Consider the following 21,969-nt stretch of genomic DNA (forward strand, 5'->3'; position numbering starts at 1 on the left):
CTATTTCCACATGCCGCGCATGCGCGCGCCGATGTCGACGCGCACCTCCGGCCGGGCCGCCCTGCCCTGTGCCGCCTGTGCGCTCGGCCACGACACCTGCTGGAACGCGGCAAGGATCGAAGCCGGGATGAAGCGGGTGCGCGAGGCATAGAGATGGCGGTCGCCGCGCGCCGCCTGGCCGTGCGGAAAGAAGCGTTGCGGCATGACCAGGTTGAGATTGTCCTTGGCCCGCGTCATCGCCACGTAGAGCAGCCGGCGCTCCTCCTCGATGTCCTCCTTGGTGCCGACGCCGAGATCGGCCGGGATACAGCCGTCGACCGTGTTGAGCACGAAGACGTTCTTCCATTCCTGGCCCTTGGCCGAATGGATGGTCGACAGGATCAGATAGTCCTCGTCGCGATGCGGCGGCCCGGCTTGGTCACTGGTGGCGTCGGGCGGATCGAGCGTCAATTCTGTCAGGAAGCGTTCGCGCGAAGCATAGCCCGAACCGATCTGCTCGAGCTGCAACAGGTCGGCCCGGCGCGTCGTCGCATCCTCGTGGATGCGTTCCAGATGTGGCTCATACCACAGCCTGATCTGTTCGAGATCGGCAGGCCATTTGGCGCCGGCCCGCAGGCCGGAATAGAGCGAGACAAAGCCCGGCCAGTCATCCGCAGCGCGTTGAGGCGGACGCCAGCCGGCCAGCCCCATCGCCTCATCCAGCGCCGTCGTCATGGTCTCGACGATCTGCGCGGCGGCCGAAGCGCCAATACCCGGCATCAATTGCAGCACGCGGAAGCCGGCGACCCGGTCGCGCGGGTTTTCGGCAAAGCGCAGCACCGCCAGCACATCCTTGACGTGAGCGGCATCGAGAAATTTCAGGCCGCCGAACTTGACGAAGGGAATGTTGCGCCGCGTCAGTTCGATCTCCAGCGGCCCGCTGTGATGCGAGGCGCGAAACAGCACCGCCTGGGATTTCAGGGCTGTGCCTGCCTCGCGCTCGGCGAGGATGGTGTCGCAGATGAAATTGGCCTGCTCGACCTCGTCGCGCACGGTCACCAGTTTTGGCCTGTCGCTGGATTTGCGCTCCGACCACAGGTTTTTGGTGAAGCGCTCCGAGGCTTCGCCGATCACCGCATTGGCGGCCGCCAGGATGGTTTCGGTCGAGCGGTAATTGCGCTCCAGCATCACGACGTCGGCGGCTTGCGCGAACTGATTGGGGAAGTCCAGGATGTTGCGCACCTCGGCGGCACGGAACGAATAGATCGACTGTGCATCGTCGCCCACCACCGTCAGCCCGGCGCCGTCGGGTTTCAGTGCCATCAGGATCGAAGCCTGCAAGCGGTTGGTGTCCTGGTATTCATCGACCAGCACATGGTCGAAACGCCCGCCCAGATGCGCCGCTATCTCGGGCTCCGCCGCCATCTGCGCCCAGTAGAGCAGCAAATCGTCGTAATCGAGCACGTTCTGTGCCTGCTTGGCCTCGACATAACCGGCGAACAGTTCTTTCAGTTGCTCCGCCCAGCCGGCGCACCAGGGAAAGGCAGAACCCAATACCTCGTTGAGCGGCGCCTGTGCGTTGACGGCGCGCGAATAGATGGCAAGGCAGGTTCCCTTGGTGGGGAAGCGCGCTTCCGTCTTCGAGAAGCCGAGTTCGTGGCGGACCAGGTTCATCAGGTCGGCGGAATCCTCGCGATCATGGATGGTGAAGGCAGGGTCGAGGCCGATCTCCAGCGCATAGTCGCGAAGCAGCCGCGCGCCGATGCCGTGAAAGGTTCCCGCCCAGGTCAGCGCATCGGTGATGACAGCTGCATCGCGGCCGAGCACTTCGCCGGCGATGCGCTCGACGCGCCTGGCCATTTCGGACGCGGCGCGGCGCGAGAAAGTCATCAGCAGGATGCGGCGCGGGTCGGCCCCCTTGACGACCAAATGGGCGACGCGGTGGGCCAGCGTGTTGGTCTTGCCCGAACCCGCGCCGGCAATGACCAGCAGCGGACCGGCTATCTGGCCGTCGCCGTGCTCGACTGCCTGACGCTGGGCATCGTTCAGCCGGGCGAGATAGGCAGGCTGGACGGTCGGGTCCCGAAAGATCGAATCAGCGGTGGCTAGGTTCATCGCCCATCAAGCATCGTTTCTGCTTTGTTCGCAATATCGATGCGGGCACACCTAACCCGTGCAGGACCGGGGCCAGTCTGAAGAGAAGGGATCGCGCCTAGCGTTGTGGGTCGACACCCATGTCGGCCGACTGCCGCCGCAAGGTCTCGCGATCGTGCTTCGACGGCGGCAACAGCAGCGGGTCGACTGTATCGGGCACGTTTTCGACCATCTTCCTGGCGATACGATAAGTGACATAGGCGAAGGCGCCGGCGACGAGCAGACGGAACATGGTGCAACACTCCTTTGGAGCAGAACCAACCGGGTAAACCGCATTTGGTTCCCTTGCCAATCGTCCACGCGCGCAGTCGGAGATGAGGGTGGGCTACGGGTTTCGCCAGCGCTTTCCCGATGCATTCTCGGGGCACCGGAGGCGGAACTTGGCGTTTGCGGGGTTCGTGTCCTGCCGCATGCCGCCGTGGCGTTCCGGACAGGCTTTGGGGGAAGAAGGCCGGCGCCGCTTGGGAGGAGGAACGAAGCGCCGGCCAAGCGGATAATGAGGTCCGCCGCACAGGTAAGGCTAGCTGAGTCTTGCCCCTGCGTCATCGGGGGATTGTCTTTGTTAAAAACGTACCGACGCGCACGGCCCTATCGGTCGCCAGCCGTCACAAGCTTGTCTTGACCATCATCCCGGCAATCTCAATAAACCCGGGAGTTGGCGATCAAAACGCGATCATCTTCCCGCCTCGCCACCCAGCCTTTGCCTGACCACGGCTACATGGAAATTCGTGCCGAACAACAGCCCGTCATCGTTGAAGTCGTAGCTGGAATTGTGCAGCGGCGCCGAACCCTCGCCATTGCCGAGGAAGACGAAGCAGCCCGGCACGTGGTCGAGGAAGCGGGCGAAATCCTCCGAAGCGGTCATCGGCTCGCGGGCGACAGCGATGTTGCCAGGCTCGAAGACGCCCCTGGCGGCGGCGAACGCGGCATCGACCAGCTCGGCATCGTTGCGCAGCGGCACGAACTCCCTGCTGTACTTGACCTCGGCCGCGACGTTGTAGGCGGCGGCGGTGCCCTGCGTAATGATGCGCATCTGCCGCTCGATCTCGGCGCTGACCTCGGGGCGGAAGCTGCGCGCATCGCCGAGGATGCGGGCAAGGCCGGGCAGAGCGTTGCGGGTGCCGTCGGTGATCAGCTCGGTCACCGAAACCACCGATATGTCGGCCGGGCTCAGCCGGCGCGAGACGATGGTCTGCAGATTGGTGACCAGCGCGCAGGCGGCGACCAGCGTCTCGTTGCCCGCATGCGGTCGCGCGGCATGGCCGCCGAGCCCTTTAAGCACGATCTCGAAGATATCCTCGGCCGACATTATGGGGCCGGCACGGGTCTCGAAATGCCCGATCGGCAGGCCGGGTATATTGTGCAGGCCGAAGATCTCGTCGAAGGGAAAGCGCTGCATCAGCCCATCGTCGAGCATGGCGAGCGCGCCCCTGCCCCATTCCTCGGCTGGCTGGAAGACGAAGCGCACGGTGCCGTCGAAACCGCCCTGCTCTGCCAGCAGCTTTGCCGCGCCGAGCAGCATGGTTGTGTGGCCGTCATGGCCGCAGGCATGCATGATGCCGGGATTGCAGGAACGGTAGGATGCGTCCGACTGCTCTGATATGCGCAGTGCATCCATGTCGGCCCTAAGCGCAATCGCCCGGTTGCCGCTGCCGCGCTTCAGCGTTCCGACGACGCCGGTGCCGCCGATGCCCTCGGTGACATCGTCGAGGCCGAACTCACGCAGTTTGGCGGCGACGAAGGCCGCGGTGCGCTTCTCCTCGAAGCCGAATTCGGGATGCGCGTGCAGATCGCGCCGCCAGAAAATCATCTCCTGCTTCAGCGTGTCGCGATCGAGTTCAGACATTCTTCTGCCCCTCCTGACCTACTTTGCCAGTTGCGCGGCCACATCAAGCAGGATGTTGGCGCCGGCAACAAGCTCGGCATCTTCGGTGTGCTCGCGCGGATTGTGGCTGATGCCGCCGGCGCTCGGCACGAAGATCATCGCTGCCGGGGCAATACGCGCCAGCATCTGCGCGTCGTGGCCGGCACCGGATGTCATGCGCCTGACGCCGAGACCACGGTTTTTCGCGGCGGCCTCGATCAGTTCAACGATGCTGAGGTCGAAGATCACCGGCTCGAAGCGGGCCAGCTGCTCGACCGAAACCGTCAGGTTCTCGGTGGCGGCAAGCTGCTCGAGATAGGCGGCAAGTGCCGCCTCCGCTGCCTGCAGGCGCTGTTCGTCGGGATCGCGCAGATCGATGGTGAAGACGGCGCGCGAGGGAATGACGTTGATGGCATTCGGCTCGAAGCGGATCGTACCCACGGTCGCCACCGTCGGCGCGTTCGAGGCTTTGGTCCGGTCGAGCAGGAAGGTGATGACCCGGGCGGCGGCGTGGCCGGCATCGCTGCGCATCGACATCGGCGTGGTGCCGGCATGGTTGGCGACGCCGTCGATGGTGACCCGTTGCCAGGAGATGCCTTGCAGATTCTCCACGGCACCGACCGGCACACCTTCGCGCTCCAGCACCGGGCCCTGCTCGATATGCAGTTCGAGATAGGCGTACGGTTTGAGGAAGCCGGGTTCCCGGTCGCCGGCGTAGCCGATGCGGGCGAGTTCTTGCCCGAGCACGCTGCCGTCAGTGCCGACAGCGGCCAGCACCGTTTCGGCATCGATGCCGCCGGCATGGACCAGCGAGCCCATCATGTCAGGGGTGTAGCGCACGCCCTCTTCGTTGGTGAAAGCGGCGACCGCGATCGGGCGCGACGGCGAAAAGCCTGATGCCTTGAGCGTCTCGATCATCTCCAGCCCGGCAAGCACGCCGTAGCAGCCGTCATAGATACCGGCATCGATGACGGTGTCGATATGCGAGCCGATGAGCAGCGGCGCCTGCGGGGTATTTTCCGGGCTTTGCCAGATGCCGAAAATATTGCCGACCCGGTCGATGGCGACATCGAGCCCTGCCTGCTGCAGCCAGCCGACGAAGAGATCGCGGCCCTGCTTGTCGGTGTCGGAGGCGGCCAGCCGGATCAGCCTGCCCTCCCCGTCGCGACCGACGGCACCGAGTTCGCGGATACGGCCAAGCAGGCGCTGTGCATCGATCGCGGTCATGCCGTTGCCTCGGCTGTCATCTTGCCTTCCAGCACATCGGCCGGGCTCATGCCAACCAGTTCGGCGTAGCGATGCGGATCGGTGGCGCCTTCGGTGTTGATCACCAGCACCCGGGATTTGTCGTCCAGTCCAAGCTCGGTCGGGTTGTCGGCCATCGCCCGGATCAGCCCGGCAAGACCAACACCGCCGCTTTCACCGGCGACGATCACCGGATCCCCGGCGTCCGGCCGGGCCAGCCGCCGCATCACCGCGATGGCGTCGGCCTCATCCACCGTCATGAAGGCATCGGCGGCGCGCGCCAGCACCCGCCAGGCTACCGGGGAGGCCTCGTAGCATTCAAGCATGGCCATCACCGTCGGCTGGCCGTGCGCGACCTTGACCGGGCGCCCGGCCTGGGCGGCTGCAAAAACACAGGCTGCACGCGCCGGCTCGACCACGGTGAAGGTCGGCCTGGCATCACCGAGCCCGATGGCGAGATGACCGGCGACCGCGGCGGCAATGCCACCGACACCGGCCTGCACGAAGACGTGGGTTGGCGTCCGAGGGAGTTGGCGCAAGGCCTCGCGCACAATCGCCGTATAGCCCTGCATCACAAGGCCGGGAATGCGCTCGTAGCCGGGCCACGAGGTGTCGGAGACTACGGTCCAGCCCTTGTCGGCCGAAACCTGAGCGGCTTGCCTGACCGAATCGTCATAGTTGCCGTCAACGCGGATCATCTCGGCGCCATAACGGGCGATCGCGGCGATGCGCTCCTCGCTGACGCCGGCGTGGACGAAGATCGCCGCCCGCGCGCCGACGAGTTGCGCGCCTTGCGCGACGGAGCGGCCATGGTTGCCGTCGGTCGCACAGGCAAATGTCATCGCCGCGGCGACGGCCCGCACGTCGGGCCGACCGAGATCGGCAACATCGACGGGCCGGCCAAGCCGGTTGCCTGCCTCCTCCAGCACCAGGCGAAAAACGGCGTAGGCGCCGCCCAGAGCCTTGAAGCTGCCAAGGCCGAGGCGAAAGCCCTCATCCTTGATGTGGACGGCGCCAAGTCCGAATTCGGCGGCGAGCGCCGGCAGCGCATGCAGCGGCGTCATCAGGTGATTGTCGCGATGGCTGAGAAAACGCTCGACCGTGTCGGCGCCGGCCACGCCAAGAGTTTCGGCATCGGTTGGATCCAGTGGCAGGCGATGCAAAGCATTACGGTTGAGCACGAACACTGGCGGCCTCCTTGGCATTCAGCGAGAATATATTGCAGGATCGGCGCAAAGAGCGCTGTAACATGGCCTCCCGAATGCAAGTTTGTTTCGTCAGGAAGATCTCATTGCCTGCAATCCCGTCCTCGCTCGACAGTTTCGACCTCGCCATCCTTGCCATCCTGCAGCGCGACAACACGACGCCGCAGCGGCTGATCGGCGAGGCCGTGAACCTGTCGGCACCGGCGGTGCAGCGCCGCATCAAGCGCATGGAACAGGCCGGCGTCATCGCCGGCAATATCGCGGTCGTCGAGCCGGCAGCGGTCGGCCAGCCCATCACCATCTTCGTCGAGGTGGAACTCGAGAGCGAACGTGCCGAACTGATCGACGCGGCCAAGCGGCAATTCTCGGCAACCCCTGAAATCCAGCAATGCTACTATGTCACCGGCGAGGCCGATTTCATCCTGGTCATCACCGTGGCCGACATGGCCGCCTATGAAACGCTGACGCGAAAACTGTTCTTCGACAGCAACAATGTCCGCAAGTTCCGAACTTTTGTTGCGATGGACCGGGTCAAGGTCGGGTTGACGGTGCCATTGCCCGGCTGAGCGTTGCAGGCATGGCAGGCTCCGGCTGCCATGCTTTTGCCATTCTCCGGAAGCGAATTTGTCGGCGGAGGCGCGCTTGGACGACACCACACCAGTTGCGATTATCGGTGCCGGGCCGGCGGGCCTGGCCATTGCCGCGTGCCTGCGGCAGACAGGGCAGGATTTCGTCCTGCTCGAAAAAGAGGAGCAAGCCGCACCCGCGTGGCGACGCCACTATGAGCGTGTCCATTTGCACACGACCAAACGCTATTCGTCGCTGCCCTTCGTGCCCTTTCCCAGGGAGTATCCGCGCTATGTGCCGCGCGATCTGTTCGCTTCATATCTCGATGCCTACGCGCAACGCTTCGATCTGCGGCCCAGATTTGGAGAAACGGTGCGGGCGATCAGCCGGCGAGGCAGAAGCTGGCTCGTGGACACGACAACCGGCCCCCTGCACGCTTCAAACGTCGTGATTGCGTCTGGCAACAACGCGGAGCCACTGATGCCCGGATTTGCCGGCGCCGATGCGTTCAAGGGCAAAAGCCTGCATAGCGCCGACTATCGCAACGCCATGCCTTTTGCCGGCCAGTCGGTGCTGATCGTCGGCATGGGCAACACCGGGGCCGAGATTGCACTCGATCTGGTGGAAGGCGGTGCGCGACCGACGATTTCAGTGCGCGGCGGCGTTCATATCGTGCCGCGCGAGCTGCTCGGCGTGCCCATCCAGATGATCGGCATGGCGGCTCGCCTGATGCCGCAACGCATCAACGATGCCTTGTTCCCTATCATTCTCGATCTGGCGCTGGGCAGGCTGGGGAAATATGGGCTCACGCGGCCGCGGCAAGGAATGCTGCAGCAGATCGCCCTGGCATCGCGCATTCCGACGATCGACATCGGCACGGTCGGCAAGATCCGCGAAGGCGCGATCAAGGTCGCACCCGATATTGCCGAGATCACCGAACAAGGCGCCCGTTTCATAGATGGCAAGCATGGCGCGTTCGATGCGATCATCTTCGCCACCGGTTTCCGGCCGGGCTATGCCAGATTGCTGGAGGCCGGCGTCCAGCCAGGCGGTAGCGGCGTTAATGCGAGGGCTTCGGACCTCGGTCTTTATCTCATTGGCTTTCACAATCCGGTTACCGGATTGCTGCGCGAAATCTCGATCGAGGCAGAGCAGATCGCCGACGACATCCGTCTTCAGCGAGACCGAAAGAAGGCGACCGAAATCCTGCCGGTATGATTTGGCGCCAGACGAGTTGAGTTCGCCGACCTCAACTTGCCGCGCGCAGCCACACCTTGTTGTCGTGGAAGGCAGCCCCTCCATAGGGTGCCGGCGCGTCGGCACCGGTCAAAACGTTGATGCCTTCGCCGCGCTCATGGGCGCTGTTTGGCCAGATGCCTTCGGCGATCACCACGCCGCGCTTGATGCCGTCGAACAGCTTTGCATGCAGGACGACTTCGCCGCGCGTGTTGCCGACTTCGACGCGATCGCCGTCGGCCAACCCAAGGGCTGCGGCATCGTCGGGATGCAGAAGCAGTTCCGGGCGGCCCTCCCTGGCCTTCGACACCGGCGTTTCCGAAAAAGTCGAGTTGAGAAAATTGCGCGCTGGCGATGTCGTCAGCCGGAACGGGTGGGTTTCGTCGGCGACCTCGATCAGGTCGACATGGTCGGGAAATTCCGGCAGCCGCGCCACCGGGCCGAACAGGCCCATGCTTTTCGGCGGCCGATTGGGCGCTGCCTGTCCCGTCCAATCGGCGCGGAAACGGAACTTTCCATCCGCGTGGCCAAATCCATTGATGAAGTGTGCTGCCTCGAAATCCGGCTGCAGGTCGATCCACTTGTCTTCCTTCAAGCTGTCGAAGCTGCCCAGCCCACGCTTGCCCAGGATGATGTCGATATGCTGCTGCTCGGTGAGGCCGAAGCCCGGGCGATCGGCTACGCCGAGGCGATCAGCCAATTGCTCGATGACGAAATGATTGGTGCGCGGCCCTTCCGGCGGCTCGATCAGCTTGGGGCCAAGCGTGATGTGCTGGTTGCCGCCACCCTTGTAGACATCGTCGTGCTCGAGGAACATCGTCGCCGGTAGAACGACATCGGCAAGCTTGGCCGTGTCGGTCATGAACTGCTCGTGCACGCAAGAGAACAGGTCGTCGCGCATAAAACCCTGTTTCACCAGCCGCTGCTCCGGCGCGACATTTACCGGGTTGGTGTTCTGGATCAGCATCGCCGTCACGGGCGGGCCGCCATAAAGCGCGTCGCTGGCTCCGGTCAGCACCGGGCCGATGCGCGAATGGTCGAGATAGCGGATCGAGGGATCGCGCATCCTGGTGCCTTCCAGCACTTCCTGGTTGAGCTTGAAGATGCCGGAATTGGAATGGAAGGCGCCGCCGCCCTCATATTGCCAGCTGCCGGTGACAGCCGCGATGCAGGACGCCGCATGCATGTTGACGGCGCCATTGCGCTGGCGCGCGAAGCCGTAGCCGAGGCGGAAATAGGTCTTTTTCGTCGTGCCGACGAGGCGGGCGAAGGCCTCGATCTCGGCGACCGTCAAGCCGGTGATCCCTGCCGCCCACTCCGGCGTGCGCGTCACGAGATGGGCTTCAAGCCCTTTCGGGTCGTCAGTATATTTTTCGAGATAGGCGCGATCGGCCATGCCTTCCCTGAACAGGACATGCATGACCGCGCAAGCCAGCGCGCCATCGGTGCCCGGCTTCAGCACCAGGCCGAGATCGGCCTGCTTCATCGTCGCGTTCTCGTAGACGTCGATGACGACGATCTTGGCGCCGCGCTCCTTGCGCGCCTTGATGGCGTGGGTCATGACGTTGACCTGCGTCACCACCGCATTGGTGCCCCAGATCACCACGCAATCGGATTTCGCCATTTCGCGCGGGTCCGGCCCGCGCAAGGCGCCGGCCCCCATCATCCAGCCGGTCCAGGCGAGATTGGTGCAGATCGAACCGAAGAAGCCGGAATATTTCTTGGCGTGGCGCAGCCGGTCGATGCCGTCGCGCTGCACCAACCCCATCGTGCCGGCATAGTAGTAGGGCCAGACCGCCTCCGAGCCGTATCTCTCCTCGGCCGCAATGAACTTCTCGGCGACGAGGTCGAGCGCCGCCTCCCAGCTTGCTTCCTTCCAGGCGCCGTCGCCCTTGGCGCCGGCGCGGATCAGCGGCTTCAGCAAACGATCGGGGTGGTGGACGCGGTCGGCATAACGCGCGACCTTGGCGCAGACGACGCCGGCCGTGTAGCTGTTGGACTTGGCGCCATGGACGCGGCCGATGCGGTTGCCGTCGAGCAGCTCGACCTCGAGCGCGCAGGTCGAGGGGCAATCATGCGGACAGGCGGAATGGCCGATACGGAGCTTGGCGTGCTGGTTCATGAATTGAGGTTAGCCGGTTCCAGACCTAGCGTGTAGGGCCAGATTTGCCCACAAGCTGCCTTTGGGAGATGTCTTTTCCACCTGATATGGCGCGGCAGTGGCCCACCCTCCCCTTGATGGGGAGGGTCAGCGCGCAGCGCCGGGGTGGGGTGAACTGCCGCGCTGCCTCCACCCCGCTCCGCTTCGCGGATCGACCCTCCCCACAAGGGGGAGGGTAAATCACTCCGCCGTGCCTTCCTCATACTCCGCCGACATGGACAGCCACTTTTCCTCGTGGCCGGCCAGCGTCTGGGCCAGTTGCGAGCGCTCCTTGGCCAGCCGTGTCGCCGTCGAGGGATCCTTTTCGTACACCGCCGGATTGGACAGTTCGTCCTCGATGCCGTCGATTCGCTTGCGAATGCGGTCCATCAGCGCTTCGGTGGCGCGGATCTCCTTGGCGAGCGGCTCGAAGGCGGCGCGGCGTGCCGCTGCATCGCGGCGGCGGTCGGCTTTTGACGCCTTGTCGGCCTCGCGCTTGCCGCGGCGGTCGCCGGAGACGCCGGTGACCAGCGTCTTGTAGTCTTCCAGATCGCCATCATACGGGTTGACCGCGCCGTCCTTGACCAGCCACAGCCGGTCGGCCGTCGCCTCGAGCAGATGGCGATCATGCGAGATCAGGATGACGGCGCCGGGAAATTCGTTCAGCGCATGGATCAGCGATTCGCGGCTGTCGATGTCGAGATGGTTTGTCGGTTCGTCGAGGATGAACAGGTTTGGACCCTCGAAGGCCGACAGCCCCATCAGCAGCCGCGCCTTCTCGCCGCCCGACAGATCCTTGGCGGCGGTGTTCATCTTCTCGGTGGTGAGGCCGAACTGGGCGACGCGGCCGCGCACCTTCGATTCCGGGGCCTCCGGCATCAGCCGGCGGACATGCTCGTAGGCGTTTTCGTCCGGTCGGAGATCGTCGAGCTGATGCTGGGCAAAGATCGCCACCTTCAATCCGGGCGCCACCGTCATGGTGCCACTCTCCTGCTTGAGCCGGCCCGACAGCAATTTGGCGAAGGTCGACTTGCCGTTGCCGTTGGCGCCGAGCAGCGCGATGCGGTCGTCGGCGTCGATGCGCAGCGTCATCTTCTTGAGGATCGGCTGACCCTCGGTGTAGCCGACATTGACGTTGTTCAGCGCCACGATCGGCGAGGCCACCGTCTTCACCGGCTCGGGGAAGGAGAACGGGCGCACCGAATCGCTCACGAGGGCCGCGATCGGCTTCATCTTTTCCAGCGCCTTGATGCGCGACTGCGCCTGTCTCGCCTTGGAGGCCTTGGCGCGGAACCGCTCGACGAAGGATTCCATGTGCTTGCGGGCGGCCTCCTGCTTGACCCGGCCCTTCTCCTGCAATTCCTTCTGCTCTGTATATTGACGCTCGAACTGATCGTAGCCGCCGCGCCAGAAGGTCAGCTTTTTCTGGTCGAGATGAACGATCGAGTTGACGGCGCGGTTGAGCAGGTCGCGATCATGCGAGATCAAGAGCACTGTGTGCGGGTATTTCGACACATAGTTTTCCAGCCACAGCGTGCCTTCGAGATCGAGATAGTTGGTCGGCTCGTCGAGCAGCAGCAGGTCGGGCTCGGCAAACAGCACCGCAGCGAGCGCCACGCGCATGCGCCAGCCGCCGGAGAAGGATGAGGCCGGACGCCTCTGCGCAGCGTCGTCGAAGCCGAGGCCAGCAAGAATGGTGGCGGCGCGGGATTCGGCTGAGTGCGCGTCGATATCGGCCAGCCGCATATGGATGTCGGCGATGCGGTGCGGATCGGTCGCCGTCTTTTCTTCTTCGAGCAGCGCCGTGCGTTCGAGATCGGCCTTGAGCACGATCTCGATCAGCGCATCCTCGGTGCCCGGCGCTTCCTGCGCCACCTGGCCGATGCGGGTGCTCTTCGGCAGGCTGATCGATCCTGTCTCGGACGGGAAATCGCCGGTGATGGCCTTGAACAGCGTCGTCTTGCCGGTGCCGTTGCGGCCGACAAGCCCGGCCTTGGTGCCGGCCGGCAACGTCAGCGAGGCATGGTCGAGAAGCAGGCGTCCGGCCATGCGGAGCGATAGGTCGTTGATGATCAGCATGGCCGCGCTTTTGCACCGGACATCAACGCTTCGCAAGGCCTTGCGGGCCAGTTGGCCGCACAAGGCCTCGAAACGACGCCCGCGAGGGCGTCGTCAAAGCAGCCGAACAGTGGCTAGCCTGCTCTCAGGCAGTCGCCTTGCGCTTCGTTGCCTTGGCGACAGCGGCCGGCGCTGCTGCCGGCTTGCGGCCAAGTCCCGTCGACTTTGCCAGCGCCGATCGCGTCGCCGAATAGTTTGGTGCAACCATCGGATAGTCCGGCGGCAAGCTCCATTTGGCCCGGTAGTCGTCCGGGCTCAGGCCGTAGTCGGTCCGCAGGTGCCGCTTGAGCGACTTGAACTTCTTTCCATCCTCAAGGCAGATGATGTAGTCGGGAAACACCGACTTCTTCGGATTGACGGCCGGAACCAGGTTTGGGACTTCCGCGACAGCCGCACCGGCGAGCTTGCGAACCGAGGCGCTGACGCTGGCAATCAGCTCGGGCAGGCCGGCAGCCGGAAGCGGATTGTTGCCTACATAGGCCGAGACAATATCGGCCGTCAGCTCGATAACGGTCTTATCATCGATATTTGACAATTCTTTCACCTTATTTGCGACAAAATCATCCACCCCAGCGAAGACTTGTGTCGATGTATCTCTTTAACCGCGTCCCCCAACGGACCGCCAAGCCTCATAAAAGAATCAAGAATCGGCAAAAATAGCATTCATGCAAAATCGACGCTGTGCAAATTAGAAAATCTAATACTTGGAACCAGCAGACTTAGCGGCAGGACTTTCGTCCAATATCTCCAGAATACGCTTCCACCGGGCGCAACGCGCGAAATCCTTTTGTTCTATCGCCTTTTCGGCCCTCATCGCGGCGTAAAGCGGTGCCTCGGCGCCGAATTCATCGATCAGCCAATTCGCTTCCTGAATAGCCAGACGCTCATTCTCGTCAAACATGGTTTTCGGCCTCCGAACGTTCCACACCGACCGCGACACAACTGCCGATGACGAGGATGGCTCCGACAATGGCCGTCACCGTCAGCCGCTCGCCGGACAAGGTCAAAAGCAGGGTCGAGGCGATCGGCGTGAGATAGGCGACCACCGCGACCCTGCCGCTGCCTTCAAGCTTCAAGGCGCGCGACCAGAAATAATAGCCCAAGCCCATCGGACCGGCGCCGAGATAAAGGCCGAGAGCCAGGTCCGCGCCGACGGGCCAGGTGAAACCGTCGCGAGCGCTCCATAGAAACGTCAAGGCGACGCCAATCAAGGACGATGGCAGCAACAGGCGATCCGGCGAGGAGGCGACCCGTCCCACCATGATCGAGTAGAAGGCCATGCACAGCGCCGAGCCGAATGCCGCGAGATAGCCGGCCAGATCGCCCTCGAACCAGGATTGGTTGCGCCCTCCCGAAATCACCAGTGCGACGCCGATGAAGCCTACCACCGCGGCGAGACCCAACAGGGCCGGATGCCGCGGATTTTCCAAGGCAATGACTGCCGCCGCGACCATCAAGGGCCAGGTGTAGGCCACCAGATTGGCCTCGATCACCGGCATCGAGGCGAAGGCGATGTATTGCAGCACCATGGTGCCGACCAGACCGATGAAGCCGACCGCGAGAGAAATGAGCGCCGCCCCGGCAGTGACCGGTGCTACTCTTTCCCGGCTCATCAATCGGATGGCGGCGAAGACGAGTGCAGCGCCTGCAAATTGCAGGAACTGGACCTGCGACACCGGGTGGCTGGCCAGCAGAGATTTGCCGACCAGCGCATTGGTGGACCACAACGCCACCGCACCGGCAGCGAAGACCAACGCGGATATCGAGCCGGATCCCTGCCGAAGCAATCGGCATGGGATTCTATTTTGCTGTTCGACCATGATCCTGTCCGAAAACCGGTTCCGACTTTTCGGGATCTTGGTTCATTACCATGATTCCCTGGCGCCGCCCGGAACCGGTGCATCGACGGCCGCGGGCACGGGATGCTCTGCCTCGAACCGACGATAGGCCGGCAACTGGTTAGTCCAGACATCTTCGGCCAGTTCGCTGACCCACTCACGGTCGTGGTCATTGTCGGCGGCGAGATAGAACATTCTGTTGTCGTCGACATAGGGTTTGGCCACCGAGCGCTGGTTGAGCACCAGCGTGACGCGCTCGCCGAACCGGATCGGAGCGGTGCGATGCAGGACGCCCAGGAATTGCCCGAGCGTCGCGTAGTTCATCTTGTGATCGATGCGCATGACACTGTTGCGCGGGATCTCGCGGCCGGCTTCGAGAATGGCGCGGCCGGTTTCGGAGTCGTCGCAGTAGATTTCGAGGTGGCCGCCGACCAGCGGATTGCTGATCGACAATGGAATGAGCTCGGTGACCGGAACGCCATCGCAATGCCACTCCACGGCGCCGTCCTTGGGATTCATGAAGGTGACCGTCGAGCCGACGATCGACAGCGGATAGGGCTCCAGCTTGGTGCCCATCATGTCGGACAGCCGCTCCAGGCGCAGCTTGTCATGCAGCAATTCCTTGATCTCGGGGATGAAACGGTCGGCCCCGGTGATGAAGGTCAGATCGAGGTGCTTGTGCACGGCATGGCTGGCCTTGAGCTTCAGGGCAGCCTCCTCGATCGCGGCAAGCAGTGCCGGGTCATAGCCGTGCAGATATTGCGCGACACCGAAACTCGACACTTTCCAGGCGGTTTCATGGCCTATAATGGCTTCGCGGCTCATCGCATAACGCAGTTCGGGAATGGTATGGGCGTTCATTGTACTTCTCCAGGATGGGGGCAACACTTGGTAAACAGTCGATTAATTCACCCACCCCTGTAAAATTAGGAATGCTGGTGCTAGTGTAAGCCAAGCTTAAGGTCGAAACCGTGCGTCTGCTCAGTCAGGTCAACCTCAATTCGCTTAGAATCGTGGAGAGTGCTGCAAGGCACGGTAATTTCACGCGTGCCGGCGAAGAACAGTTCATTACCGCCTCGGCGGTCAGCCAGCGCGTGAAAAGCCTGGAGGATCAGCTTCGTTTCAAGATTTTCCAGCGCGGCGGCAATGCGGTCTCGTTGACGCCGGAGGGTGAGACCTATGTCTCGCGCGTTCGCGAGGCGCTGGAGCGAATCGTCGCCGCCAGCATGGAAGCGACCGGGCAATCGCAGGAGCATGTGCTAAAAATATCGGTGCTGCCGACCTTTGCCGCACGCTGGCTGTTTCCGCGCCTGCCGCTGTTCCAGCAGCAATATCCCGATATCGTGATGCGGGTCTCGACCTCCTACGCGACGCATGAGTTCACGGCCTCGGAATTCGATCTCGAAATCCGTTATGGCGACGGTCACTTTCATGGGCTGCAATCCGATCTGCTGTTTCGCGAAGACCTGACACCGGTGTGCAGCCGCAAGCTGTTCCACGAAGTCCTCGGCGATAAGCGGCTGTCGAAGGTGACACCGGACGACCTCAAGCACTTCACCCTGCTGCATTCCGACACCTGCACCCAGAATTGGCAATCCTGGCTTGGTTTCGCCGGCGCCAGCTTCGTGCTTAGCGAGACCAAGAGCATCTATTTCGACTCGTGCATGATGTCCTACGAGGCAGCCAATTCCGGGATGGGATTTGCGGTGGCCAACCGTGCCTATATGGCCAGCGACATCCGCGCCGAAAGGCTGGTGGCTCCCTTCGCCGTCCACCATCCCAACACGGCTGGCTGGTATTTTGTCTCTCCGCAGAAAGGCCTTGCCGCACGCAAGGTCCAGTTGTTCAAGCAGTGGGTGATGGCGGAAGCGGCTCTGACGCAGTGCCAGCTGGACAGCGAAATCAGGGGCGAAGCTTCGACGGCTGCCTGAAATGGACGTGCAATCCGTACAGCCCGCCTTGGTCGGAAAGATTGTTGAGCTCACGCCACTTCAGCAGGCACATTCGTCGGGGCTTCTGAGCGCGGCAGCAGATGGTGCGTTGTGGAACCTGAGGGCCACCGTGGTCCCCGGGCCAGACACGATCGATGGATATATTGCCAATGCCCTGGCTGGACGACGGGCCGGCACTGTCATGCCTTATGCAATCGTCATGCGCAGCACGGGAGTGATCTGCGGAAGTACCCGGTTTTGGAAGATCGATCGCACGAATAGAAAGCTGGAGATCGGGCATAGCTGGCTCAGCAGTTCGGTTCAGCGGTCCGGGGTCAATACCGAGGCGAAGTATCTTCTCTTGGCCCATGCATTCGAGTTCATGGGATGTGTCCGTGTGCAATTCACCACAGACGAACTGAACGACGCGTCAAGGGCAGCCATCCTGCGAATTGGCGCCAAGCAGGAAGGGATCGTTCGCAACGAGCGGATCATGCCGGACGGTCGGAAGCGCAATTCCGTCCGGTTCAGCATCATCGATTCCGAGTGGCCCGAGGTAAAGACGATGCTGCAGCACAAAATGCAGCGATAGTCGGCGCAAGCTCTTCAACCTCGGACCGACTACGCAAAACGCCACCGGATCAGGCGAAAGCCCTGCCCTCCTCGGTCCGCTGGAAAAGCATCAGGTCCAACCCCAGGCTTGGCCGTCCCAGGATGGTCAGGATCGTATGCGCCTGGCCGCGATGGTGGGTCTGGTGATTGAAGACATGGTCCAGCGCCGGCGCCAGCCTTTGCGAGACGGTGCGCATGTCCGAGACGGTCATGTAGGTGAAGCGGCCCGTCAACGCCTTGTCATTGAGGCTGCCTACCCAATCGATGATCCTCCTGTCCTCGGCTTCACGCGCCGCCCGCAGGCCGGTCAGCCCCCGATGCAGGATGGCATCCAGTGTCGTCGGCGCGTCGCCCTCGCCGGTGAAGCGCTTCATCCAGATGCGGTCGGCAGTCAAAAGGTGGTTGAGCGTGCCCATCATCGAGCCGAAGAAGGCACCGACATCGCGGTTGAATTCCTCATCATCGAGCTCGGCGGCGGCCTCATAGATGCGGCCATTGGCCCATTGATTATAGGCCGCAAACATCATGAAATGCTGTCTCATGGCTTCCCCTCGGCTCGCGTCGATGCGGGGCCTACCTAACCCTTGAAGGGCCTGCCGCCAATGACCATTCTGCTCTATGACCTCGTCGGACGCGACACCACACGTCCGTTCAGCCCGCATTGCTGGAAGGTGGCGATGGCGCTTGCCCACAAGGGGCTTGACATCTCGACCGTGCCGACGCGCTTTCTCGATGTGCCCGCCGTCGAGGGCGGCGTTTCGAAAACCGTTCCGGTGATCCGAGACGGCGAGACGGTCGTCGGGGATTCCTTCGCCATCGCGCTCTATCTCGATGAAGCCTATCCGGACCGGCCGACGCTGTTTGGCGGTGAAGGCGGCAAGGCGATGGCTCGTTTCATCGAGCGCTGGTCGCAACTGACCATCCATCCCTACGTGACCACCGCCGCGATCATCGACCTCCACACCATGCAGGACGAGGAGAACGCCGCTTATTTCCGCCGGAGCCGCGAGCAACGCTTTGGCAAGACGCTGGAGGACGTCGTCACCGCGCGCGACGCCGGGCTGGCGACATTCCGCGCCGCGCTGGAGCCGCTGCGTTCAATGCTCGGCTATCAGCCATTCATCGGCGGCGCGTCGCCGCTGTTTGGCGACTATATCGTCTTCGGCGCCCTGCAATGGGCGCGCATAGCCTCTCCCTACCAACTGCTCGACGACGGCGACGTGGTGGCGCAGTGGTTCGCTCGCTGCCTCGACCTGCATGGCGGGCTGGGACGAAAGGTCGCCGCCGCGGCTTGACGCCGTAAAGCAGTAACTTACTTGGCCGCCTTCTTTGGCTTGCCGGCCTTCGTGGCAGCCTTTGCCTCCTTGGGGGCGGCCTTTGCCTTGCCTGCGCCAGCTGCCTTCCTGGTTGGCTTTTTGGCTGCCGACTTGCCCGCGGCGTCCTCCTGGTCGACATCGGTGGCCGCCTGATGCCAATGGCGCTCATGATGGCCAGCCGGCTGGCCCTCCTGCAGCCAGATCTGGTGCGCACGGTTGCGAATGCGTTCCTGACGATCGTCTGTCATGGTCATGGTGTCTCCATACGGGCCGACCTCAGCGCGGCGCCGACACGCGACTATAGCAAGCAAAGCGTTGCTGTGCAGCCGTCTGAACGGGGCCGGCTTGCCGCAGAAACGCGCAGCCGTCCGGCCCTTCGCTCTCGCTCCGGGCGTTCGTCACTCGGAAAGCCAAGCAGTTGGCTTTCCGTCCGCTGCGCGGACCGTTCCTCACCCCTTGGCAATGGGCCGGGCGGCTTGTATAGAGCCCGCCACTCTCAATTCCATTCTCAGACAAGGACGACCCATGGCGCTCGAACGCACATTTTCCATGATCAAGCCGGACGCAACCCGGCGCAATCTCACCGGCGCCATCACCAGGATGCTGGAAGAGGCAGGCCTGCGCGTCATCGCCTCGCGCCGGGTCTGGATGAGCCGCCGCGAAGCGGAAGGCTTCTATGCCGTCCACAAGGACCGCCCTTTCTTCGGCGAATTGGTGGAATTCATGTCGTCGGCACCGACGGTCGTCCAGGTGCTGGAAGGCGAGAACGCCATTGCCAGGAACCGCGAAGTGATGGGCGCCACGAACCCGGCCAACGCCGCCGAAGGCACCATCCGCAAGGTTCATGCGCTGTCGATCGGCGAAAACTCCGTGCACGGCTCCGACGCACCGGAGACCGCGGCAGAAGAGATCAAGTACTGGTTCTCGGACACCGAGATCGTCGGCTGAGCCGATAGTCCAGACCTTGGATTCCGTTAAAAGGCCGGCGTTACGCCGGCCTTTTTTCATGACCCAGCTATCGGGTTCCCTTGCGAACTGCCTTTACTAGGGTGAGACATTGAACTGATGTGACCGACAATGGAGCGGACCTCAGCATGACCAGTGCCATTCCGGGCTTCTTTCAAGGCACAGAGATGCCGGACAGCGGCTGGTGGGAGGCGCTGTGGCCTAACCCTGCCGCGGTGCTTTCGGCAACGGGGATCAAGTCAGACATGGAAGTGATCGATCTCTGCTGCGGCGATGGCTGGTTCACGCTGCCGATCGCCAAAGTGGCCCGCCATGTCGTAGCCATCGATATCGATGCCAACCTGCTCGCAGCCGCCAGACACAGATTGGTCGAAGGCGGCGCGACGAATTGCGACTTTGTCGCAGGCGACGCCTACGAGCTTGCAGGACTTGTGCCTCGACCTGTCGATTTCATCTTCATGGCCAACGCCTTTCACGGCGTGCCTGACCGGCCGCGTCTCGCCCGTGCCGTACGCGCGACGCTTAACCCGGCCGGCCGTTTCGCCATCGTCAACTGGCACCAGTATCCGCGTGACAAAACCACCGTGCTGGACGGACCGCGCGGACCGAAGACCGAATTGAGGCTGTCGCCAGAGGAGACTATAGCAGCCGCCGAGGCGGGTGGCCTCAGGCTTGCCGAACTGGTCGAGGTGCCGCCCTATCACTACGGCGCCGTATTCGAACAAACAAAGGTTTGAGAGGAGGCCCGCCGCCCCTCCGGCGGTTCTTGGTCATTTCGGCTGGCGATCTTTTACGTTCGCATGGTCATTCGCCGCCGCCGTATCGGTGGCCGGTGTCTGTGTATCCTCACCGGCAAACGGGCTACCCTGCCCAGGCGCGAGGTCGCCGCTGTGGCCGGCCTTGTTGGTCTGGAACGGGTGGCCATCGTCGCTGAGACCATGCTGCAGGGCGTTGACCAGATGGTCGTCCGCCTTTGCGAGGCCGGTGAGAGCAAGGAGCGATGCGCCTGTGACAGCGAGGATAAGCGCGTGCGTTTTCATGTCTGGACTCCTTTGAGTTAAGCCAGAACGAGCCGCAGCAGGTCTGGCGGCTTCAACGAAGGGACATTCGAAAATATCCCTTTGCCTTGCCCGCCATATCTGAGAGAAACGCTTCCCTTGCCCGAATTATTCCGGAAAAGTGTTGGAGATCGAAATACGCTGGACTAGCTCGCGGCGCTAAAGCGCAGGATTTCGCGGTCGTCCTTGTCCGATATGATGAGCTTGCCGGCCTCGACACGGTATGACGCCGCCTTGGCGAGTGCATCGAACAACGCCTTCTCCTCGGCCATCACCTCGGGCGCGCAGGCCTTGTAGGTCGAACCGATGTCTCTGATCACGATCGTTTGCCCATCGAGTTTGGCGGTGGCGAAATAGGTGTTGCAGGGGCCGCTGCCGCCCGCCTTGCCGGCCTCACTGACCCTGAATGTCGCTTGCGGGGCAGCAATGGCGCCGATGCCGTCGACGTAATCGACCAGCCAGAGTTGGTCGAAGATGGAAGCCGTCGGCTCGGCACTCGGCGAGACCATCTTCAGCATGATGGTCTGCGGCACGTCGGCCAATGGATCGACCTGATGGCGCATATCCGAGATGAACAGCAGCTTGTCGTCAACGGTGATGCGGGCTTGCAACGCGTAAGTCATCTGCGACCGGATGACGGAAGGGTCGAATTTGATCGAAGCTGATCGGCACCTGGCCGGCCGGCTGCACTTTCTGCTCGCCGATAATGGTGGCCGGCGCATCGGCCAGCGACACATCGGCAAGTTGCACGGAGAGCACGGCACTGGGCGGCAAGGCAATGCGCTCGCGATAGATCACCTCGCCTCTCACGGCCTGTTCGGCGGCAACAGACTGGTCCGGAACGGCCAATATGCCGACGACCAGAGGCACGAAACCGAAGACGAAGAACTCCGCGATCCTGTCCAGCATGACCATCTCCCTCACCCCAGGCTGCCAATGCCCAAGCTGACCAATCCCGCCAATTGGCCGAAGGATTGCGGTCAATGCATGGCTGCGGCAGTATTTATTCGGACTGATACCAGCGTTGCGCGGCCTTTGCATCGGCTTCCTTGGCCTCGACCCAGCCACCCTCCGAGCCGTCAGCCCGATGCTCCTTCTTCCAGAAGGGCGCGCGCGATTTCAAATAGTCCATCAGAAAATTCGCCGCCTCGAACGCCGCATGGCGATGCGCCGAGGCTGCCACCACCAGCACGATGTTCTCGCCGGGCGCGATCTTCCCGTGGCGGTGGATGGCGGTGAGCCCCTGCAATGGCCAACGCTCGACCGCTTCAGCAGCGATGCGGGCGATTTCCGCTTCGGCCATGCCGGGATAGTGTTCGAGCTCGAGCGCTGAGAGCGCGCCCTGCTCGTCGCGGCAAAGGCCTGAGAAGGTCACCACGGCGCCGATATCGGCGCGGCCTTGCGTCAGTCTGGCGATCTCGGCGGCGACGTCAAAATCCTGGCGCTGAATGCGAACCACAGGCAAGACCGCGCCGCTCACGTCAGCCCCCGGTCATCGGCGGGAACAGCGCGATTTCGCGGGCGCCAGCGATCTTCTCGCGGTGCTCGACATGTTCCTGGTTGATGGCGACGCGGATCACGTCGGGATATTGCAGCGCGTGCCCGTAGCCCTCGCCGCGCGATTTCAGCCAGCGCAGGAGATCGGTCACCGTCTCGATGCCGGCAGGCAGGTCGACATCCTCCTCAGCCATGCCGATGCGTTCGCGCACCCATGCAAAATAGATGAGCCGGGTCGTCATC

The 21,969-nt window shown here is 63.0% G+C and carries 25 protein-coding genes; 7 read left to right on the plus strand and 18 right to left on the minus strand.

Annotation, left to right across the window (positions count from 1 at the left end; all coding sequences use genetic code 11):
• From EOA13_RS01750 to EOA13_RS01770, 5 genes are all read right to left on the minus strand, one after another.
• Complete coding sequence (locus EOA13_RS01750) at nucleotides 1-2,094, minus strand: ATP-dependent helicase (RefSeq protein WP_127289164.1); 2,094 nt, start codon at nucleotides 2,092-2,094, stop codon at nucleotides 1-3.
• 97 nt (nucleotides 2,095-2,191) lie between these two features.
• Nucleotides 2,192-2,365 (minus strand): hypothetical protein, encoded by a 174-nt coding sequence (locus tag EOA13_RS01755; RefSeq protein WP_081738796.1) that lies wholly within the window; start codon nucleotides 2,363-2,365, stop codon nucleotides 2,192-2,194.
• A 441-nt stretch (nucleotides 2,366-2,806) separates the two neighbouring features.
• Nucleotides 2,807-3,979, minus strand: coding sequence for a M20 aminoacylase family protein (locus EOA13_RS01760; RefSeq protein WP_127289166.1), 1,173 nt, complete (start codon nucleotides 3,977-3,979; stop codon nucleotides 2,807-2,809).
• 18 nt (nucleotides 3,980-3,997) lie between these two features.
• Nucleotides 3,998-5,224, minus strand: coding sequence for a Zn-dependent hydrolase (locus tag EOA13_RS01765; protein WP_127289168.1), 1,227 nt, complete (start codon nucleotides 5,222-5,224; stop codon nucleotides 3,998-4,000).
• Nucleotides 5,221-6,429 carry a diaminopropionate ammonia-lyase gene (locus EOA13_RS01770; RefSeq protein WP_127289170.1) on the minus strand — a complete coding sequence of 403 codons (1,209 nt, stop codon included), beginning with the start codon at nucleotides 6,427-6,429 and terminating at the stop codon, nucleotides 5,221-5,223. The genes EOA13_RS01765 and EOA13_RS01770 overlap by 4 nt, the downstream gene beginning before the upstream one ends.
• A gap of 74 nt (nucleotides 6,430-6,503) precedes the next feature.
• Here EOA13_RS01770 and EOA13_RS01775 point away from each other — a divergent pair, with 74 nt between their 5' ends.
• Both EOA13_RS01775 and EOA13_RS01780 read left to right on the plus strand, forming a co-directional pair.
• Nucleotides 6,504-7,013, plus strand: a complete 510-nt coding sequence (locus EOA13_RS01775; protein ID WP_164779941.1) for an Lrp/AsnC family transcriptional regulator — start codon at nucleotides 6,504-6,506, stop codon at nucleotides 7,011-7,013.
• 76 nt (nucleotides 7,014-7,089) lie between these two features.
• Nucleotides 7,090-8,232 (plus strand): NAD(P)/FAD-dependent oxidoreductase, encoded by a 1,143-nt coding sequence (locus tag EOA13_RS01780; RefSeq protein ID WP_127289174.1) that lies wholly within the window; start codon nucleotides 7,090-7,092, stop codon nucleotides 8,230-8,232.
• A gap of 31 nt (nucleotides 8,233-8,263) precedes the next feature.
• Here EOA13_RS01780 and EOA13_RS01785 read toward each other — a convergent pair whose 3' ends face one another.
• From EOA13_RS01785 to EOA13_RS37825, 6 genes are all read right to left on the minus strand, one after another.
• The gene (locus EOA13_RS01785; protein ID WP_127289176.1) at nucleotides 8,264-10,372 is read right to left on the minus strand and encodes a molybdopterin oxidoreductase family protein; all 2,109 of its coding nucleotides are present in this window, start codon (nucleotides 10,370-10,372) and stop codon (nucleotides 8,264-8,266) included.
• A gap of 219 nt (nucleotides 10,373-10,591) precedes the next feature.
• A complete protein-coding gene (locus EOA13_RS01790) occupies nucleotides 10,592-12,469 on the minus strand; it encodes an ABC-F family ATP-binding cassette domain-containing protein (RefSeq protein ID WP_127289178.1) in 1,878 nt (625 codons plus the stop codon).
• Nucleotides 12,470-12,593: 124 nt separating this feature from the next.
• On the minus strand, nucleotides 12,594-13,043 hold the full coding sequence (locus EOA13_RS01795) for a MucR family transcriptional regulator (RefSeq protein ID WP_127289180.1): 450 nt from the start codon (nucleotides 13,041-13,043) through the stop codon (nucleotides 12,594-12,596).
• Between the two features lie 162 nt (nucleotides 13,044-13,205).
• The gene (locus tag EOA13_RS01800) at nucleotides 13,206-13,409 is read right to left on the minus strand and encodes a hypothetical protein (protein ID WP_127289182.1); all 204 of its coding nucleotides are present in this window, start codon (nucleotides 13,407-13,409) and stop codon (nucleotides 13,206-13,208) included.
• On the minus strand, nucleotides 13,402-14,328 hold the full coding sequence (locus tag EOA13_RS01805; protein ID WP_127289184.1) for a DMT family transporter: 927 nt from the start codon (nucleotides 14,326-14,328) through the stop codon (nucleotides 13,402-13,404). Before EOA13_RS01805 ends, EOA13_RS01800 begins: the two co-directional genes overlap by 8 nt.
• A gap of 45 nt (nucleotides 14,329-14,373) precedes the next feature.
• Complete coding sequence (locus EOA13_RS37825; protein ID WP_023812619.1) at nucleotides 14,374-15,207, minus strand: hypothetical protein; 834 nt, start codon at nucleotides 15,205-15,207, stop codon at nucleotides 14,374-14,376.
• Between the two features lie 110 nt (nucleotides 15,208-15,317).
• On the opposite strand from EOA13_RS37825, the gene EOA13_RS01820 reads away from it, so the two are divergent.
• Both EOA13_RS01820 and EOA13_RS01825 read left to right on the plus strand, forming a co-directional pair.
• On the plus strand, nucleotides 15,318-16,277 hold the full coding sequence (locus tag EOA13_RS01820) for a LysR substrate-binding domain-containing protein (protein ID WP_127289186.1): 960 nt from the start codon (nucleotides 15,318-15,320) through the stop codon (nucleotides 16,275-16,277).
• Nucleotide 16,278: 1 nt separating this feature from the next.
• On the plus strand, nucleotides 16,279-16,869 hold the full coding sequence (locus EOA13_RS01825; protein ID WP_206535255.1) for a GNAT family protein: 591 nt from the start codon (nucleotides 16,279-16,281) through the stop codon (nucleotides 16,867-16,869).
• A gap of 49 nt (nucleotides 16,870-16,918) precedes the next feature.
• Here the strand turns inward: EOA13_RS01825 and EOA13_RS01830 are convergent, their stop codons facing one another.
• Nucleotides 16,919-17,431 carry a DinB family protein gene (locus EOA13_RS01830; RefSeq protein WP_127289190.1) on the minus strand — a complete coding sequence of 171 codons (513 nt, stop codon included), beginning with the start codon at nucleotides 17,429-17,431 and terminating at the stop codon, nucleotides 16,919-16,921.
• A 60-nt stretch (nucleotides 17,432-17,491) separates the two neighbouring features.
• Here EOA13_RS01830 and EOA13_RS01835 point away from each other — a divergent pair, with 60 nt between their 5' ends.
• The gene (locus EOA13_RS01835) at nucleotides 17,492-18,184 is read left to right on the plus strand and encodes a glutathione S-transferase family protein (protein ID WP_127289192.1); all 693 of its coding nucleotides are present in this window, start codon (nucleotides 17,492-17,494) and stop codon (nucleotides 18,182-18,184) included.
• Between the two features lie 17 nt (nucleotides 18,185-18,201).
• Here the strand turns inward: EOA13_RS01835 and EOA13_RS01840 are convergent, their stop codons facing one another.
• A complete protein-coding gene (locus EOA13_RS01840; protein ID WP_127289194.1) occupies nucleotides 18,202-18,459 on the minus strand; it encodes a DUF2934 domain-containing protein in 258 nt (85 codons plus the stop codon).
• A 271-nt stretch (nucleotides 18,460-18,730) separates the two neighbouring features.
• Between EOA13_RS01840 and ndk the strand changes: the two genes are divergently transcribed.
• Together ndk and EOA13_RS01850 are read left to right on the plus strand one after the other, a co-directional pair.
• Nucleotides 18,731-19,153 carry a nucleoside-diphosphate kinase gene (gene ndk / locus EOA13_RS01845; protein ID WP_013532476.1) on the plus strand — a complete coding sequence of 141 codons (423 nt, stop codon included), beginning with the start codon at nucleotides 18,731-18,733 and terminating at the stop codon, nucleotides 19,151-19,153.
• 146 nt (nucleotides 19,154-19,299) lie between these two features.
• Nucleotides 19,300-19,908: a class I SAM-dependent methyltransferase gene (locus EOA13_RS01850; RefSeq protein ID WP_127289196.1), complete on the plus strand. Its 609-nt coding sequence runs from the start codon at nucleotides 19,300-19,302 to the stop codon at nucleotides 19,906-19,908.
• A gap of 33 nt (nucleotides 19,909-19,941) precedes the next feature.
• Here EOA13_RS01850 and EOA13_RS01855 read toward each other — a convergent pair whose 3' ends face one another.
• The 5 genes from EOA13_RS01855 to moaD all read right to left on the minus strand — a co-directional run bounded on the left by EOA13_RS01855 (nucleotide 19,942) and on the right by moaD (nucleotide 21,968).
• A complete protein-coding gene (locus tag EOA13_RS01855) occupies nucleotides 19,942-20,211 on the minus strand; it encodes a hypothetical protein (protein ID WP_127289198.1) in 270 nt (89 codons plus the stop codon).
• A 164-nt stretch (nucleotides 20,212-20,375) separates the two neighbouring features.
• Nucleotides 20,376-20,840: an META domain-containing protein gene (locus tag EOA13_RS38500; RefSeq protein WP_348629742.1), complete on the minus strand. Its 465-nt coding sequence runs from the start codon at nucleotides 20,838-20,840 to the stop codon at nucleotides 20,376-20,378.
• Nucleotides 20,818-21,138, minus strand: coding sequence for a YbaY family lipoprotein (locus EOA13_RS38505; protein ID WP_348629743.1), 321 nt, complete (start codon nucleotides 21,136-21,138; stop codon nucleotides 20,818-20,820). Before EOA13_RS38505 ends, EOA13_RS38500 begins: the two co-directional genes overlap by 23 nt.
• Nucleotides 21,139-21,232: 94 nt before the next feature.
• Nucleotides 21,233-21,709, minus strand: a complete 477-nt coding sequence (locus tag EOA13_RS01865; protein WP_127289200.1) for a molybdenum cofactor biosynthesis protein MoaE — start codon at nucleotides 21,707-21,709, stop codon at nucleotides 21,233-21,235.
• Nucleotide 21,710: 1 nt separating this feature from the next.
• The gene (gene moaD / locus EOA13_RS01870; RefSeq protein WP_127289202.1) at nucleotides 21,711-21,968 is read right to left on the minus strand and encodes a molybdopterin converting factor subunit 1; all 258 of its coding nucleotides are present in this window, start codon (nucleotides 21,966-21,968) and stop codon (nucleotides 21,711-21,713) included.
• Nucleotide 21,969: the final 1 nt, after the last annotated feature.

Origin of the sequence: Mesorhizobium sp. M7A.F.Ca.US.011.01.1.1, assembly GCF_003998295.1 — a bacterium.
Classification (GTDB): domain Bacteria; phylum Pseudomonadota; class Alphaproteobacteria; order Rhizobiales; family Rhizobiaceae; genus Mesorhizobium.